This window comes from Virgibacillus flavescens, assembly GCF_050574275.1.
Classification (GTDB): domain Bacteria; phylum Bacillota; class Bacilli; order Bacillales; family Amphibacillaceae; genus Virgibacillus_F; species Virgibacillus_F flavescens.
The window spans coordinates 3428789-3444727 of sequence record NZ_CP192260.1 but is presented as its reverse complement, the minus strand read 5'-3'; the positions used below and the strand labels follow the sequence as shown (position 1 = coordinate 3444727).

Below are 15939 nucleotides of genomic sequence, written 5' to 3'. Positions count from 1 at the left end.
GTAGGAACAACAAGGGGGAAAAGGGGATGAAAAAAGGATTAGGTTATATTACAATCGGTGAACAGTTTGATGGATTTGTTCTGATTAAAGAAGCTAACCGTGGAGTTGCCAGTAACGGTAAACCATTTTTAACACTTATCCTTCGTGATTCAACAGGTGAAATTGATGCTAAACTATGGGATGTTACAAAAGAGGATGAATCACTATTTACCCCAGAGAAAATTGTAAAGTTATCCGGCGAAATTAATCAATTTAGAGGTAAAGCACAATTGAAAATTCTTTCATTGAGACCAGCACAGCCTACAGATGATGTACATGTAACAGATTTCATTGAAAAAGCACCAGTTGAAAAGGAAGAATTGATGGAAAAGCTCACAGAAGCCATCTTTGAAATGAAAAACCCTGCTATGCAACGAATCGTACGGGCATTTATTAAGAAGCATCAGACTGCACTTTTAACATACCCTGCTGCAACAAAAAACCACCATGAGTATGTTTCAGGGTTAGCGCATCATATCGTCAGTATGATAGCGTTAGCCAGAGAATTACATCACTTATACCCTCAGCTAAATAAGGATTTACTTTACGCAGGAGTTATTCTTCATGATCTGGGAAAATTAAAAGAATTATCAGGCGTAGTAACAACTTCCTATACGATCGAAGGGAAATTACTTGGTCATATTCCGATGATGGTAGAAGAAATCGGACAAGTTGCAAGAGAGCTGCAAATTGAAGGAGAAGAAGTCCTTATCCTGCAGCACCTAGTCTTGTCACACCACGGTAAAGCAGAGTGGGGAAGCCCGAAACCTCCACTAGTTAGGGAAGCTGAACTTTTGCATTTAATTGACTTAATTGATGCGAAAATGAATATGCTCAATCGGTCGCTGGAAAAAGTGAAACCAGGAGAATTCACGGAAAGAATTTTTGCATTAGACAATCGATCATTCTATAAGCCTTCATTTGAAAAAGAATAAGTAAAGTCATAATTTAATAGCCTTCCACATATACTTTTTAAAGAAAAGGTGGACAAGGGGGCAATATTTATGATTATCGGAGTGCCTTGGTGGGTATTAATGATGATTCTGTTTATTTTTTTGAGTGGATATATGGCTTATCGGGCAATGCGTGCAGAACGCAGACTTGAAGAACAATTTATTGAACGTGAAGGAAGAGTCTTCATGGATCGTATGGAGAAGGAAAAAGAAACAAAAGAAAAAAAAGAATTCATGTCGCAGTAAGAAAAGCGAAGGCGACTGTTTAGGGGGCGTACAGATAGATGGGTCTGTGAAAGTACGTTGACCTTTACGTACTTTCATCAGGACTACCTATTTGCTAGACCCTAGGAGCTGCAGCTGGAAAGAAAAGAAAAGCGAAAGCGACTTGTCAGAAGCAGCCGAATAAGTAAGAGACCGAAACGCCTGGTATTGGCGTTTAAGTTTTACAAAAAAACCCCCTGATCCATTTGGATCAGGGGGTTTTTTAACTTTACATTACTTAGCTTCTTCTTTAGCAGCTTCTTCTGCTGGTTTTTTAGTTTCAAATAAGTTTTCAAATTGATCGATATTCACATTAACTTTTGCATCTTTTATCAATTTGTCAATTTTAGATTGTGCTTGTGTTGGATCTACTTTACTGTTTACAAGCTCACGACGGATACTTTCTTTTTCCTCTTCAAACGTTCCAATTTCAGCTTCGGTATCACGCTTGTCCGTCACTTTAATTATATGGTAACCATGTTGAGTTTTAACAGGCTCACTTATTTTGCCAACTTCTAAATCATAAGCAGCATTTTCAAATTCAGGAACCATTGAGCCGACAGAGAAATATCCTAAGTCTCCACCTTTTTCCGCACTAGCCTTGTCAGTAGAGTATTCTTTTGCTAATTCAGCAAAATCTGCACCATTTTCAAGTTTTTGCTTCACTTCTTTTGCCGTTTTTTCATCCGCCACTAATATGTGGGATGCTTTAAGTTCAGTTTTCATTTGTTCATATTGTGTTTTAACTTCTTTATCTGTAACTTCAATATTCTCTGAAACGGCAGCTTCTTTTAATAAGCTAATTCTTACAACCTTCTTAAATGCATCTACATCTTTATAGCCACTTTGTTGAAGAGCAGCTTCAAACTGATCTCCGTATTGATCTTTAAGTTTTTGTACTTCAGCATCAACTTTTTCGTCAGATACTTCATATTTATTCTCAAGAACTTCAACTGTTACCATTTCTTTTAGTACCTGTTCACCGTTCGTATCTTTTAATTCGTTATAAAACTCTTCCTGTGTAATGTTACCTGCTTCTGTCTCTACAACCGCTTTTTCATCTTTGTCAGAGTTACAAGCTGTTAAGCTTAATACACCTGCTGAAAGCGATAATGCAATTACTAATTTCTTCATTTATAAAACACTCCTAATCTTATGTTTTTACATTTGAAACTAATGATTAATATACCATAGTATGTAACCAAAAAAATAGTTATATTAGTATTTTACACAGTTTTTACATAATTTTTTCAGGTGATTTCATTTAAAACTCTAATATATGAAGTAATCAGTAAAACCATTATCATCATATTGATCGTTCTATATACAGTGGATTGTTTCTTTTGATTTAATTCCATTTTCAAACAAAACTGATGAGTAAGTGAGTTGAAAATAAATATAACAAATAACGCGTAAATTAAGTAGAAAATACTCATAGAAACCTCCTTGAATCCTATTGGAGATGTAATACTGCATATTACAAAAGAATAGGTAACTTTCGAAAACACCACAATCTTTACTTTATCAAAATTTCTGGGAAATGAATAGAGTTAAAGTTATTTTGCTAAATTAAAAATCACCTGACATCTTTATTCAGGTGATTTTTCACTAATTTTTTGCCTTGACCAGTATAGCAAAGCCATCTTTTTCACTTTCAATATAGGAATGTCTTGGCGCTTTACTTATTCGGTGTATATATAGAAAGTCAGTAAATGAAACGCCAATATGAATCGCTGTAAACAATAATATATAAACATAATAGTCGACAAATATAAGTGATGCTATAAACCCAGGTACGGTTATAAAAAGCGTAGGTGCAAATGCTGCCATAATGGATATTGGCTTCGATAAGAACACTTTTGGGTAATATTTGCATGTTGGAATCAAACTCTTTTTAAAACTAAAGTAAATTTTAGTTCGTTTATTCATCATAGTTAATGGTAATACATGCATAAACGAGTGAATGGTTGGCAACAAAATTAGAAAACAAAGGAATGGAACAATACCAAATTCATTTGAGTTTGTTGTACCATGTATAGTAGAAAAAGGTACAAAAAGGAAAATGAATGTTAATAGTCCGATCAAAAATGATAGAAAGTATATTCTATTCACACCATATTCTTTTGTGAAATTAACGGTTTTCCAGCAGTTCATTTTTGACCCCTCCTTAGCGTAATTCTAGTTGAATTGTTTGCTCAATCCCTTAAGAATAATAGTACGTTTGAATTGAAATTGCAATAGATTATGAGGTTTTTTTTTATTACTATTAAAGTACATAAACAAAACGCTGTTATACCAGTGTTTTCGAGAATGTTAAGCGAGATATTTTTTACGTGGAAATCATCGATTTTGATGGTGTGAAAAACAGTTTTTTTTACTTGGACGAGAGGAAGTAAGAAGAAATAAAAAAATAATAGGGTGAGAACTACATTTCAGCATAGTCCCTTACCCTATTATTTCAGTTATTTTTCAAGTGGTGAAACGATTTTTCAATATTTTTATGAAATTCCATTATACTGATCAAACGTTTATTAAGAAATTCGATATTTTTATCAGTTGGTGCAGCATCTAAATTGGATTTAATTTCGTCAAACGAGCTCTTTTGATGACTAATAGCGTCAATCCATTTATTGATATAGGAATTCATAAAAGTTTTGAACAGGTGCGCATTAGCCTGGTATAAATCTTTGCGAACTCCTTTCTTCCATACACGTGTGACTAAATTTATATCTAATAAACTTCTGATACTGGTGCTCATCGATGTTTTGCTTTTTCCGATTGCCTCACTCATTTCATCAAGTGTCAAGGTTCCCTCTGTTAGATATAAATAGGCAAATAGTCTCGCTTCTAAAGGTGTTAAATCAAAGAGTTCAATTGTTTTTGCAAATTCTACTACAATTTTAGTAGTTAATTGTTCGTTTGTCTGATCCTTCATAAAATCCTCCTAAAAGGCTTATTATCTAAAGGTTACATCAAATGATTATCTATTGAAAATCACAAACAGATGAGAAATATGGAGTATTTGACAGTAAATGAAAGAAATACGCCCGTAAATTACGTACAGTTTATACTGTACAAAAAATATATACAAAATTGACCGTATATAATGTTTGAAATGTATAGGCAATACGTTATATAGTTAGGGAGTGGAAAAAAGTAGTTCGGTGTTAGAGTCTTTTTATTTACTTCATTTCTAATTATAAAGAATCAAGACTAAATACTTAGACGTTAGCAAAACCTAATATAGAAACAAAGAAAAGTAGAGGTGAACGGAATGCCGGTCATAGAAGTTAAGGACCTATCAAAAGTGTTCGGCAAAAACCCTAAACATGCCCAGAAGTTATTGGATGAGGGGAAGAGTAAGGATGAGATTTTAAAACTAACCGGAAATACGGTTGGTGTAAATCGCGCAACATTTTCAGTTGATGCGGGTGAAATATTTGTGATCATGGGATTGTCAGGAAGCGGAAAATCAACATTAGTACGCTTACTGAATCGCTTGATTGAACCTACTGAAGGAACAGTATTGGTTGACGGTGAAGATCTTTCAGTTATGAACAAAAAAGATTTGCGAAATGTACGAAGAGAAAAAATGAGTATGGTTTTTCAGCGTTTCGCGTTATTCCCACATCGTACCATTCTGGAAAACGCAGAGTACGGACTGGAAATTCAAAATGTGGCGAAAGAAGAGAGAAAGAAAAAAGCTACAAAAGCATTGGAAATGGTTGGTCTCGGTGGGTATATTAATCAAAATCCTAATCAATTATCTGGTGGTATGCAGCAGCGTGTTGGGTTAGCACGTGCTTTAGCTAATGACCCGGAAGTACTGTTAATGGATGAAGCATTCTCAGCATTAGATCCTTTAATCCGTAAAGATATGCAGGATGAGTTGGTTGATCTTCAGGCAAGTATGAAGAAGACAATCATATTTATTACGCACGATCTTGATGAAGCATTAAGATTAGGCGATCGTATTGCATTGATGAAGGATGGATCTATTGTACAGATTGGAACACCAGAAGAAATTTTGGTTAATCCTGCAAATGATTATGTAGAACGATTTGTCGAAGATGTAGATCGTTCTAAAGTCTTAACTGCACAACAAATTATGAAGCGTCCAGAAACTATTAATATAGAAAAACACGGGCCGCGTGTAGCACTTGAAAGAATGCGAGAAGAAGGAATTTCCAGTATTTTCGTTATTGATGGTATGCGAAATCTGCAAGGCTTTGTGACAGCAGATGATGCATCAGAAGCAAGAAAAAACGATGTGCGTGACCTAAACGATATACTACGTACAGATATCCCTAGAGTAGAAAAAGGTACAGCGTTACATGATATTTTCAATATTATTCATGATTCTCCTGTTCCCGTAGCAGTTATGGATGGCGAGAAGCTGGTTGGAATTATTGTACGTGGCGCACTTATTTCTGCCCTTACTGGTGATGGTGAGGTGAATTTAAATAATGCTTGATAAAATGTTGGATTTTATGCCGAAATTACCTATTGCTGAAAAAACAGCATTGTTCACAGAATGGTTAACAGATACATTTGAATTTATTTTTACTCCAATTGAAGAGAATTTTGATACGTTTATGGAATTTGTTTCCGAAACGTTAATGCTTGTCCCACCGGTAATTATTATACTGATTATTGCAGTATTAGCTTTCCTTATCTCCGGTAAAAAGTTTGGACTGGCAGCATTCTCAATTGTAGGATTATGGTTAATTTATAATCAGGGACTTTGGGAACAACTGATAAATACGTTTACCCTAGTCTTAATATCCAGTATATTATCGGTCATCATTGGTGTTCCATTTGGAATTTTGATGTCTAAGAGTAAGACAGCAGAATCAATTATTACACCGGTGCTTGACTTTATGCAGACAATGCCTGCCTTTGTATACTTAATTCCGGCAGTAGCATTCTTTGGAATCGGAATGGTTCCAGGAGTATTTGCATCATTAATTTTCGCAACACCACCAACGGTTCGCTTTACTAATCTAGGAATCAGACAAGTCTCCAAAGAACTAGTAGAAGCATCCGAAGCGTTTGGTAGTACAGGTTCACAGAAGCTATTTAAGGTAGAATTGCCAATGGCTAAAGCAACAATAATGGCTGGTATTAATCAGACGGTTATGCTCGCTTTATCAATGGTAGTAATCGCTTCAATGATTGGTGCGCCAGGACTCGGTAGAGAGGTGCTGTCAGCACTGCAGCGTGCGCAAGTAGGAACTGGATTTGTAGCAGGACTTGCAATCGTAATATTAGCTATAATTATTGATCGTTTCACGCAAAATGTGAATACGAAAAATAAGTAAGGATATAGTATTGAGTAATACTGGTATCTTTTCATTTGAAAAGTTTCCATATATAAATAAGAAAAAAGGGGAGATTTATTGTTATGTTTAAACTAAACTGGAAAAAAGCCGGCATTGCAGCTGGACTTTCATTATCATTAGTAGCTGCTGGTTGTGGTTCTGATGAGGGTTCTTCAGAAGAAGGATCATCAGATAGCAACGGAGAAGCTTCAAAAGAAATAGAACTATCATATGTGGAGTGGGATACGGAGGTTGCGTCAACAAACGTAATCGCTAATGTATTAGAAGAACAAGGTTTTGACGTTACAGTTACACCACTAGATAATGCTGTTATGTGGGAATCAGTTGCGACTGGCGAAACTGATGGTATGGTAGCTGCATGGTTACCAGGTACCCATGGTAAACTATTTTCTCAATATAAAGATCAGCTAGTTGACTTAGGTGTGAACTTAGAAGGTGCAAAGATTGGACTAGTAGTACCAAAGTATATGGATGCTAATTCAATTGAAGACTTAAAAGGACAGGCAGATCAGACAATTACTGGAATTGAGCCAGGTGCAGGTGTTGTTGCAAAAGCAGAAGCAGCTGTTGAAAAGTATGAGAACTTAAGCGACTGGACAGTACAAACTTCATCCAGTGGTGCAATGGCTACAGCACTTGGTGAAGCTATTGAAAAAGAAGAACCAATTATTATTACAGGTTGGTCTCCACACTGGATGTTCCAAAAATATGATCTTAAATATCTAGAAGACACTAAAGGTGTTTTCGGAGATGCAGAAAACATTAAAACAATGGCACGTAAAGGTCTAGAGAAAGATATGCCTAAAGCATACAAAATTCTGGATCAATTTAAGTGGAGTTCAGCAGATATTGAAAGTGTAATGCTTGCAATTCAGGATGGAGCAAGCCCTGAAGAAGCTGCGGCTACTTGGGTTGAAGAAAACCAGGATAAAGTATCAGAATGGACTAAAGGTGTTAAGTAAATAGTGTAAGAAGAAAGTGATAAATATAAAATTAGGGGGGGCTGATACAGTTTTTATGTATCAGTCTTTCTATTTTATTGTTCAATAGTATAAGGAAAGGATGTTTTGTGTATGAAAAATAATTTTATTAAAGTTACAGTAATTGCAGGTTTAACAGCGATTTTGCTAGCCGGTTGTGGAACAGATGATAAAAATGCCGGCAGTGAGAAAGAACAAGGCTATAGTGAAGCTGTAGATCATATGATTACTGGAATTGAACCAGGTGCCGGGATTACACTTACTACTGAAAAAGCAATTGAGGAGTATGAAAGTTTAGAGGGATGGACCCTGGAACAATCTTCAACTGCAGCAATGATGACAAGGCTTGAAGAAGCAATAGAAAAGCAAGAACCAATAGTTATTACAGGTTGGAATCCACATTGGATGTTCGCAAAATATGAAGATTTAAAATATCTCAAAGATCCAAAAGGTGTTTATGGAAAAACGGAAGTAATAAAGACACTAGCACGAAAAGGATTAAAAGAAGAAAAGCCTAATGCATATAAACTATTAGACCAATTTCATTGGAAAGTAGAAGATATGGAAGGTATTATGCTTGAATCAACGGAAGCAGGCACTGACATTGCCAAGGTAGCGAAAAAATGGGTTGAAGAACACCCAGACGCTGTTACAGAATGGACAAAAGGTGTGGAGGATGTAAACGGTGTTGAGATTGAACTTGTATCAACTCCCTGGGATTCTGAACGGGCCTCTGCAAATGTTGTAGCTGAAGTTTTAAAATCGAAAGGCTTTAAAGTTACTATTACTCCAGTCGATGTCGCAGTCGTTTTCAATGCTATTGCTGAAGGTGATGGAGATGCCACTCTAGCAGCATGGATGCCCGTTACACATAAGAAGTTTTATGACAAATTTGCTGATCAATTTGAAGATTTAGGTGAGAACTTAACGGGAGCTAAAATTGGTTTAGCTGTTCCAAAATATATGGAAATTGATTCTATAGAAGATTTAAAGCCAGCTGAGTAATAGGCTTATAGGGAGGAAGACTGCCACTGTTAAGTGTGTCAGTCTTCTATTTCACGTAAGGAAAGTATATAAAATAAAATTCGGCATTCGTTATTAAAGGCGAGGTTTACGCCGATTTTTTTAGCAGGTATGGCTTGGCGATAACCCAAGTGTCATCTTAGATTTTCAAAGAGAGGTTGTTGTGTGTATGAAAAAGAGTTTAAATAAGTTAGTAATTATTTCTATAGGTATAATGATGATTTTAATTATTGCAGGATGCGGTTCAAAGGAAGAAAAGGCTAATGTTGACGGAAAAGCAAAACTATAGTGAAGCTGTTGATCATGTGATTACTGGAATTGAACCAGGTGCAGGGATCACGGTTACTACTGAAAAGGCGCTTGAAAAGTATGACAGTTTAAAGGGCTGGACGCTAAAGCAATCATCTACTCCGGCAATGATGTCCAAACTTGGTGAAGCGATTGAAAATGAAGATCCAATTATTATAACTGGCTGGAATCCACATTGGATGTTTGCGAAATATGAAAACTTAAAATATCTTAAAGATCCAAAAGGGGTATTTGGTGAAACGGAAGTAATTAAATCTTTAGCGAGAAACGGTTTAAAAGAAGAGAAACCTGAAGCATATAAAATTATTGATCAGTTTGCATGGAAAGTAGAAGACATGGAAGGAATTATGTTAGAAGCAAAGGAAAGCGGTAAAGATATCGCTGAAGTAGCAAAGAAGTGGGTAGAAGAACATCCTGACGTTGTTGCTAAGTGGACAAAAGGTGCGAAGGATGTTGATGGTGTGGAAATTGAATTGGTAACGACTCAGTGGGGCTCAGAGCTTTCAGCTACGCATGCAGTTGCCAAAGTATTAACTGAAAAAGGATTTGAAGTTACGGTTACGCCAGTCGATGTTGCCGTTATGTATAAAGCAGTCGCTAATGCTGATGCAGACGCAACAGTAGGCGTTTGGATGCCGATAACAACGAAAGAATTCTATGATAAATATGAAGGTGAGTTTGTTGATTTAGGACCAAACCTGAAAGGCGCTAAGATCGGCCTAGTTGTACCAAGTTATATGGATATTGACTCGATTGAAGATTTAAAACCAGCAGAATAAGAAAAAAGGACTTTCTCGTTTCGTGAGAAAGTCCTTTTTTTATTGGTTTTTTACTTTTTCTTCTAAATCTTTAAGGCTAGATTCAATTTGCTCAAGATATTTTTGAATATTCTCCTGATGTGGTTCAACAGTTTCCTGCCAATCCTGAACAGACTTTTTGATTTCCTGCGTAAGGTCTTTTATTAACGCTGCACCTTCTTTGGATGTATCGGTAATTTGCTGCTTCAGGCGCATTCCATCAAATTTTAAGTTGCTGATCATATCTTTCCATTCTGTGCTTTGAACTTTTGCTCTGGAACGTAAATCTCTTCCGGAGGATGGTGCACTTAATAAGGTTGCCGATGCACTAACGACCCCGCCGATTACAAAACCTAATAATAACGATTTGCCTCTTACCATATGAAAATCGCTCCTTTCAAATCCATACTGTATCTTTCCTTTTATTGTACTACAAATAAACGTATTTCTCGAATATCTATGTATTTATAAATATCCTCTGACCAGTTAGTGCCAGAGGATATTTTTTAAATCGGTCATTTAAATGCTGTTATAAGGTGAGATCTCTTCATTACTCTTTGTACAACAGGGTATACAACTACCATCACAATTGTATTAACTGCGGCTGTTGGCAATACGATCGTTAGGAAAAGTATAGTGAAAGCTCCATCCATTAACCCAACAATAAATAATGCTGAAAATAAAAAGATACTACCACTTATTACTGTTCCAATAGCAGTTAAAACCGGAGCACTTATAGATGTTCTTATCTTGTCCTTTATCAATAGAAACATTCCAAAAAATAAAAGTGCTGTAATCGGCTTGTCAATCAGGTTTGCAATTTGTCCCCCAGGAGCAAGCGTAGTTAATGCTGAAATAATCGCTGTTAGTATCGATAATAAAACAACATAATTCAATTTAGGAAAGAGTATGATTCCTAAAAACATCATAGCCAACAACATGTCTGGTTTCATACCAAATAAAATTGGTGGAACGACGGTGTGCAACACAGCACCTATCCCTACAAATAAAGATAAAATGATTAAAACTCTACTATTCATTTCGAACTCTCCTCTTCTCAGCTAAGCTAATCTATTTATTTCCCAACTGTACACTCATTGTCAGTTGCAGAAACGTAAAATAAGTATAACAAATTTATTATTAATTAAAAAGTGTTAATCACCTTTTGCATGCGCAAGTTCACAACGAATGGACTACTCTGCTGTCCTAGTGGCACTTGAATTATGTTACTAAATATGAATTACAACTGTGTCTAAAAACAAGTTTCTAGTTACTGTGTTGCATTTGATGCAAACTTTGCTTTAACATACAATTTTTTTCAATTGAAATTTCCACGTGACAACTAATTATCACTGAAAAAGTTAAATTAAATATAGATTTAGTGGATCTGCGATCGCATCATCGAATTCACTTCGCTTTCCGCGGGCACGGCTTCAGCTTCCTCGGATAAGCAAAAACCGCTTTCCTGCGGGATCTTCAGCTCGCGCTGTTCCCGCAGGAGTCTCGTGAATTCGATGATGCTTGGTTGAGGTGCAATAAAGAATTTATAACATCTGCCTCTTTTTCAGAGGGCTATTCTCTATTGCCGACTAGTCTGTACTTTGTAATTTCATATCCACCATATCGAGAAGTGATTTTCAATGCTGAAAGTCGACTTTTGCGCAGGGATGGGTATAGGTAACACACCCGGAATGCGGTGAAGGTAACTGAAAAAGTGGTGGATTTTAAAACTACTTAATCAACTTAACCTAGCAACTTCGAATATACGGAGACTCCTGTGGGAAGTAAGAGATCGGTGAGACCCCGTAGGACGGCAGTCCAAGGAGGCTCACCACTCGCCCGCGGAAAGCGGAGTATATTCGAAGTTGCGGTGGGTAGATCCTCTTATTTGTACTTCATGTAACTTTTTCAGCAGTTTCCTTCGGAATGATTCTGAAAGGCAACTAATGCGCAGTTTATACTTAAAGTGCCTAATTATTTCTGTCTGTGAATGCTGTGAGTGTTATGAATCATTTATATGGAAGCATGAATTTGCTTGGCAATTTCTTGTAAATCCTCATTAGTATAGTCATCTGAATGAGGTTGCCATTTAGCTGCGTATCCATCGTTTTCACCATATCGCGGTATTAGATGAATATGTAAATGGAATACGGACTGATCTGCAGGTTTTTCATTGTTGTTTAACAAATTCATACCAATAGGATTGTACGTTTTTTTAATTGCGTTTGCTACTTTTGGTACACGGGCAAAAAATTCACTTGCCACATCTTCAGGAGTTTCATAAATATTTTTAGTATGTGTTTTAGGGATAATGAGTGTATGCCCTTTCGTAACCTGGCTTATGTCCAGAAAAGCGTATACATAGTCGTCTTCATATACTTTGGCTGATGGAATATCCCCATCGATTATTTTACAGAAAATGCAATCTTCCTTACTCATCCACTATCACTCCTTAACGTATTTTCTCTATTGTATAAAGGAATGAACCTGAATACAAATAATAAAAAATAACAGGCATAGTCCGCAAGTACATAATTGTACTTTTGGACTAGCCTGCGTTAAGAAGCATGAGAATGGATATTCATCTAAATTGGGGACTTTTGTAATTAGTTAGCATGATGGTCGTTCAGGTTAACTAACTTACAAAAACCGTTTTGTTTGTATTTCTGACCAGAAATTACGTGTAACAAAATGGGTTTACATTAGATGACCTTTAACAAACACCTCATTTAGTATTTGTATTTAACACGAATAATAAAATGGGTTTACATTAAATATTCGATCACATACACCTCATTTAGTATTTGATACGAAATTTTTGTAGTGACCATCCTCATGACTTCAAAATTATTATGAGCAGATAGTTAAATTTTATACACAAACAATGTAGAAATTTGAAGGAGAGTTTGTTTTGGTTTTGCAGGGGATAAATGGTAAAATTTAAATTATGAAAGATATAGGAGGCAATACAATGGAACCATTGCTGCAAATTGAAGATTTACACGGTGGCTACACCCATAAGAATGTACTGCATGGTATTTCGTTCGACGTGAAACCTAAAGAAATTGTGGGATTAATTGGATTGAACGGTGCTGGTAAAAGTACAACGATTAAACATATTATCGGATTGATGCAAGCTAAAAAGGGATCCGTATCCATCAATGGAAAAACGTTTAAACAAAATACAGAAACGTATCGAAAACAAATGGCGTACATACCTGAAATGCCAATTCTTTATGATGAACTTACATTATACGAGCATTTAAAGTTAACAGCAATGGCATACGATATTCCGGAAGAACTTTTTGAAAAAAGATTACCACCTTTATTGAAAGAATTTCGCATGGAAAAGAAATTAAAATGGTTTCCTGTACACTTTTCAAAAGGAATGCGTCAAAAAGTTATGATTATGTGTGCATTTTTACTTGAGCCGCCTTTGTATATCGTAGACGAACCTTTTGTAGGGCTTGATCCGTTAGGTATTCAATCGTACCTTCACTTGATGGAAGAAATGAAGAGAAACGGTTCAGGAGTACTGATGTCGACGCATATTCTCGCAACAGCGGAACGGTACTGTGATCGATTTGTAATTTTGCATGATGGTAAAATAAGAGCAAATGGAACGCTTGAGGAGCTGCGAGCTGACTTTAAAATGCCGGATGCAACACTGGATGATTTATATATTCAGCTGACAAAGGAAGAAAGCCATGTTTGATTCACATGCCTTTTTTAAAAATCGGCTATCCGAGCATTTAAAAGAGACAAGCCGGTACCTGCGTTATGTATTTAATGAACATACAGCGATAGCATTGCTCTTCTTTATATCCGCTACTGCGGTTTATTATCAACAGTGGATTGCGGATTTGCCTGATGACTTTCCTGCCGCTTTGGTGGTTGGTATTGCCTTTGGATTAGTAGCAAGTTATAGCCCGGTTAGGACGCTTTTGAAAGAACCTGATTTAGTATTTTTAATTGCTGCTGAAAGTAAAATGAACGCTTATTTTCGTAACGCGCTGCTGTACAGTTTTATCATTCAGCTATATTTAGTGTTATTAATTGCTGCCGCTCTTGGTCCGTTATACGCGGCATCCTATCCCGAGCGTGGAACAGAGGTTTATTTACTATCCGTACTTGTAATGCTTGTGTTTAAGGTGTGGAATCTATTCGCGAATTGGTGGATGTTAAAAGTAAGAGCACCTGGCGTTCGTCAGGTTGATCTAGTTACACGGACGCTTGTATCTATTGCCGTTTTCTACTTTTTAGTGAATGGTGATATGGTATTAACGGCAGTAACAACTGGGTTATTTATAATTGTATTTTTGTATGACTATAGGGTTTCCGCGAAACAGGCGGGGATCGTGTGGGATTTATTGGTCGAAAAGGATCGCAATCGTATGCAGGCATTTTACCGTTTTGCTAATATGGCGACAGACGTGCCGCATCTAAAGAGTAAAGTTAAAAGAAGGAACTGGCTGACATTCCTTATCTCCAATGTGCCGTTTCAAAATAAAGCGACCTACAATTATTTATACAGGATTACATTCATCCGCAGTGGTGACTATTTAGGTATGTACATCCGTCTGGTTATTATTGGCGGACTGTTTATTTATTTTGTCCCACAAGTCTGGATGAAAATCCTTTTTGCATTATTATTTATTTACATGAGCAGTTTTCAAATGATGACGATCTATCATCATCATCGAACGAATATGTGGCTTGATCTGTATCCAGTGGAGCATAAGTGGCGAAAGCATGCTGTTTTAAAATGGTTATACCAGCTTGGAATAATTCAGACTTTGATATTTGCTGTTGTATTTTTGCCAACACAGGAATTCGCAGGAGCTGGAATTACTTTAATTGGTGGATTACTTTTTAATTATGTGTTTATCAATGGATTTGTTAAAAGAAAATTGAATTAAGAAAAGTATCCCGTCAGAACTCTGGCGGGATACTTTTTGGTTACTGATGTTTTTTCTGGAATGCTAAATATGCTTCGATCAACGTCTTAGCTGCAATTGGAAGAGCGCGTTCATCGATATCGAATTTTGGATGGTGGTGCGGAAACGTATTCCCTTTTTTGTTCGCACCTGTGAAAAAATATGCACCAGGTTTTTCGTGTAAGTAGTATGCGAAATCCTCACCAGCCATAACAGGTGAAATGATGTCACGGCTTGTGATTTCAATTACATTCTCACTTGCGTGAAGTAAAAGCTCAACATCTTCTGCATGATTAACAACAGGAGGATATCCCTTTTCATAATTAAACACATACGAAACATCATTTGCCAGGCAAACACCTTTAATTACCCGTTCCATTTCTTCGATTACTTTATCCTGTATATCTAGATCCAGGTAGCGCATAGTGCCAATCAATTTAGCTTTATCAGCAATAATATTAAAAGCATTTCCGGCTTCGAATTTCCCGATTGTTAATACAGCCGTCTGAAGCGGATCAATGCGTCTGCTGATAATCTGCTGCAGCTGGGTAACTACTTCTGCTCCAATTAAAACGGAATCCTTTGTTTCATGTGGATAGCCGCCATGGCCGCCTTTACCTTGTATGGTTATGTCGAACCGGTCTGCGCCGGCCATAAAAACATCCTTAGACGTCTGTAATACCCCAAGAGGAGTGGTAGCCCACAAATGAGTGCCAAATACAGCGTCAACATGGTCAAGTGCACCTGAATCAATAATTGGTTTTGCGCCTCCAGGAGCGTACTCTTCTGCATGCTGATGAAGGAAGACAATCGTTCCTGGTAATTCATCCTGAATGGCTTGAACAGCTTTTGCGAGAGCCAGTAGCGTGGCTGTATGACCATCGTGCCCGCATGCATGCATCACACCGTCAACTTTTGATTTATATGTAACATCCTTCTCATCCTGAATAGGGAGTGCATCGAAATCTGCACGTAACGCTACAGTTTTACCTGGTTTACCACCTTTAAGTGTTGCTAATACACCGTTCCCGCCTACTTTTGTTTGAAATGGAATACCTAGATCATCGTAGAAATCAGCGATATATTGTGCGGTTTTTTCTTCTTTAAACGAAAGCTCAGGGTGTTGGTGTAAGTAACGTCGAATCTTTATCATTTCTTCGGATAATGAATCAATTAGTGTATGAAGCTTCTCGCGCATAAAATAACCTCCTGAAAACATTTGTATCTATTGTAGCAGATTATAGTGAAAAAAGAGGAAGTGATAAGGAATACTATTTGAAAGACTAGAATGCTCT

The 15939-nt window shown here is 36.7% G+C and carries 17 protein-coding genes; 9 read left to right on the top strand and 8 right to left on the bottom strand.

Features of this window, described 5'->3' with window-relative positions:
• The first annotated feature begins 26 nt into the window (after window positions 1-26).
• Both yhaM and VBD025_RS17490 read left to right on the top strand, forming a co-directional pair.
• On the top strand, window positions 27-974 hold the full coding sequence (yhaM, locus tag VBD025_RS17495; RefSeq protein WP_430787835.1) for a 3'-5' exoribonuclease YhaM: 948 nt from the start codon (window positions 27-29) through the stop codon (window positions 972-974).
• A gap of 69 nt (window positions 975-1043) precedes the next feature.
• On the top strand, window positions 1044-1238 hold the full coding sequence (locus VBD025_RS17490) for a sporulation YhaL family protein (RefSeq protein ID WP_430787833.1): 195 nt from the start codon (window positions 1044-1046) through the stop codon (window positions 1236-1238).
• 252 nt (window positions 1239-1490) lie between these two features.
• Here VBD025_RS17490 and VBD025_RS17485 read toward each other — a convergent pair whose 3' ends face one another.
• The 4 genes from VBD025_RS17485 to VBD025_RS17470 form a co-directional block, all read right to left on the bottom strand.
• Window positions 1491-2390 (bottom strand): peptidylprolyl isomerase, encoded by a 900-nt coding sequence (locus VBD025_RS17485; protein WP_430787831.1) that lies wholly within the window; start codon window positions 2388-2390, stop codon window positions 1491-1493.
• Between the two features lie 116 nt (window positions 2391-2506).
• Window positions 2507-2692, bottom strand: coding sequence for a hypothetical protein (locus VBD025_RS17480; protein ID WP_430787829.1), 186 nt, complete (start codon window positions 2690-2692; stop codon window positions 2507-2509).
• Between the two features lie 172 nt (window positions 2693-2864).
• A complete protein-coding gene (locus VBD025_RS17475) occupies window positions 2865-3410 on the bottom strand; it encodes a DUF3267 domain-containing protein (RefSeq protein WP_430787827.1) in 546 nt (181 codons plus the stop codon).
• A gap of 304 nt (window positions 3411-3714) precedes the next feature.
• A complete protein-coding gene (locus tag VBD025_RS17470) occupies window positions 3715-4191 on the bottom strand; it encodes a GbsR/MarR family transcriptional regulator (protein WP_430787825.1) in 477 nt (158 codons plus the stop codon).
• A 339-nt stretch (window positions 4192-4530) separates the two neighbouring features.
• Between VBD025_RS17470 and VBD025_RS17465 the strand changes: the two genes are divergently transcribed.
• The 5 genes from VBD025_RS17465 to VBD025_RS17445 all read left to right on the top strand — a co-directional run bounded on the left by VBD025_RS17465 (window position 4531) and on the right by VBD025_RS17445 (window position 9689).
• Window positions 4531-5730 (top strand): quaternary amine ABC transporter ATP-binding protein, encoded by a 1200-nt coding sequence (locus tag VBD025_RS17465; RefSeq protein ID WP_430787823.1) that lies wholly within the window; start codon window positions 4531-4533, stop codon window positions 5728-5730.
• On the top strand, window positions 5723-6577 hold the full coding sequence (locus tag VBD025_RS17460) for an ABC transporter permease (RefSeq protein ID WP_430787821.1): 855 nt from the start codon (window positions 5723-5725) through the stop codon (window positions 6575-6577). The genes VBD025_RS17465 and VBD025_RS17460 overlap by 8 nt, the downstream gene beginning before the upstream one ends.
• 83 nt (window positions 6578-6660) lie before the next feature.
• Window positions 6661-7560, top strand: coding sequence for a glycine betaine ABC transporter substrate-binding protein (locus VBD025_RS17455; protein WP_430787819.1), 900 nt, complete (start codon window positions 6661-6663; stop codon window positions 7558-7560).
• A gap of 111 nt (window positions 7561-7671) precedes the next feature.
• Window positions 7672-8583 carry a glycine betaine ABC transporter substrate-binding protein gene (locus VBD025_RS17450; RefSeq protein WP_430787817.1) on the top strand — a complete coding sequence of 304 codons (912 nt, stop codon included), beginning with the start codon at window positions 7672-7674 and terminating at the stop codon, window positions 8581-8583.
• Between the two features lie 281 nt (window positions 8584-8864).
• Window positions 8865-9689 (top strand): glycine betaine ABC transporter substrate-binding protein, encoded by an 825-nt coding sequence (locus tag VBD025_RS17445; RefSeq protein ID WP_430787815.1) that lies wholly within the window; start codon window positions 8865-8867, stop codon window positions 9687-9689.
• Between the two features lie 39 nt (window positions 9690-9728).
• Here VBD025_RS17445 and VBD025_RS17440 read toward each other — a convergent pair whose 3' ends face one another.
• The 3 genes from VBD025_RS17440 to VBD025_RS17430 form a co-directional block, all read right to left on the bottom strand.
• A complete protein-coding gene (locus VBD025_RS17440) occupies window positions 9729-10088 on the bottom strand; it encodes a YtxH domain-containing protein (RefSeq protein ID WP_430787813.1) in 360 nt (119 codons plus the stop codon).
• 134 nt (window positions 10089-10222) lie between these two features.
• Entirely contained in the window at window positions 10223-10747 is a 525-nt protein-coding gene (locus VBD025_RS17435; RefSeq protein WP_430787811.1) for a tryptophan transporter, read from the bottom strand.
• Window positions 10748-11720: 973 nt separating this feature from the next.
• The gene (locus VBD025_RS17430) at window positions 11721-12146 is read right to left on the bottom strand and encodes an HIT family protein (protein WP_430787809.1); all 426 of its coding nucleotides are present in this window, start codon (window positions 12144-12146) and stop codon (window positions 11721-11723) included.
• Window positions 12147-12678: 532 nt separating this feature from the next.
• Here VBD025_RS17430 and VBD025_RS17425 point away from each other — a divergent pair.
• The gene (locus tag VBD025_RS17425) at window positions 12679-13422 is read left to right on the top strand and encodes an ABC transporter ATP-binding protein (RefSeq protein WP_430787807.1); all 744 of its coding nucleotides are present in this window, start codon (window positions 12679-12681) and stop codon (window positions 13420-13422) included.
• Window positions 13415-14626: an ABC transporter permease gene (locus VBD025_RS17420; protein ID WP_430787805.1), complete on the top strand. Its 1212-nt coding sequence runs from the start codon at window positions 13415-13417 to the stop codon at window positions 14624-14626. Before VBD025_RS17425 ends, VBD025_RS17420 begins: the two co-directional genes overlap by 8 nt.
• Before the next feature lie 40 nt (window positions 14627-14666).
• Here VBD025_RS17420 and VBD025_RS17415 read toward each other — a convergent pair whose 3' ends face one another.
• Window positions 14667-15842: an amidohydrolase gene (locus VBD025_RS17415; RefSeq protein WP_430787803.1), complete on the bottom strand. Its 1176-nt coding sequence runs from the start codon at window positions 15840-15842 to the stop codon at window positions 14667-14669.
• Window positions 15843-15939: the final 97 nt, after the last annotated feature.

What these genes read in the sequence shown, in the direction of transcription:
- yhaM (WP_430787835.1), top strand. Translation starts at nt 27, where the DNA reads ATGAAAAAAGGATTAGGTTATATTACAATCGGTGAACAGTTTGATGGA.
- VBD025_RS17490 (WP_430787833.1), top strand. Translation starts at nt 1,044, where the DNA reads ATGATTATCGGAGTGCCTTGGTGGGTATTAATGATGATTCTGTTTATT.
- VBD025_RS17485 (WP_430787831.1), bottom strand. Translation starts at nt 2,390, where the DNA reads ATGAAGAAATTAGTAATTGCATTATCGCTTTCAGCAGGTGTATTAAGC.
- VBD025_RS17480 (WP_430787829.1), bottom strand. Translation starts at nt 2,692, where the DNA reads ATGAGTATTTTCTACTTAATTTACGCGTTATTTGTTATATTTATTTTC.
- VBD025_RS17475 (WP_430787827.1), bottom strand. Translation starts at nt 3,410, where the DNA reads ATGAACTGCTGGAAAACCGTTAATTTCACAAAAGAATATGGTGTGAAT.
- VBD025_RS17470 (WP_430787825.1), bottom strand. Translation starts at nt 4,191, where the DNA reads ATGAAGGATCAGACAAACGAACAATTAACTACTAAAATTGTAGTAGAA.
- VBD025_RS17465 (WP_430787823.1), top strand. Translation starts at nt 4,531, where the DNA reads ATGCCGGTCATAGAAGTTAAGGACCTATCAAAAGTGTTCGGCAAAAAC.
- VBD025_RS17460 (WP_430787821.1), top strand. Translation starts at nt 5,723, where the DNA reads ATGCTTGATAAAATGTTGGATTTTATGCCGAAATTACCTATTGCTGAA.
- VBD025_RS17455 (WP_430787819.1), top strand. Translation starts at nt 6,661, where the DNA reads ATGTTTAAACTAAACTGGAAAAAAGCCGGCATTGCAGCTGGACTTTCA.
- VBD025_RS17450 (WP_430787817.1), top strand. Translation starts at nt 7,672, where the DNA reads ATGAAAAATAATTTTATTAAAGTTACAGTAATTGCAGGTTTAACAGCG.
- VBD025_RS17445 (WP_430787815.1), top strand. Translation starts at nt 8,865, where the DNA reads ATGTTGACGGAAAAGCAAAACTATAGTGAAGCTGTTGATCATGTGATT.
- VBD025_RS17440 (WP_430787813.1), bottom strand. Translation starts at nt 10,088, where the DNA reads ATGGTAAGAGGCAAATCGTTATTATTAGGTTTTGTAATCGGCGGGGTC.
- VBD025_RS17435 (WP_430787811.1), bottom strand. Translation starts at nt 10,747, where the DNA reads ATGAATAGTAGAGTTTTAATCATTTTATCTTTATTTGTAGGGATAGGT.
- VBD025_RS17430 (WP_430787809.1), bottom strand. Translation starts at nt 12,146, where the DNA reads ATGAGTAAGGAAGATTGCATTTTCTGTAAAATAATCGATGGGGATATT.
- VBD025_RS17425 (WP_430787807.1), top strand. Translation starts at nt 12,679, where the DNA reads ATGGAACCATTGCTGCAAATTGAAGATTTACACGGTGGCTACACCCAT.
- VBD025_RS17420 (WP_430787805.1), top strand. Translation starts at nt 13,415, where the DNA reads ATGTTTGATTCACATGCCTTTTTTAAAAATCGGCTATCCGAGCATTTA.
- VBD025_RS17415 (WP_430787803.1), bottom strand. Translation starts at nt 15,842, where the DNA reads ATGCGCGAGAAGCTTCATACACTAATTGATTCATTATCCGAAGAAATG.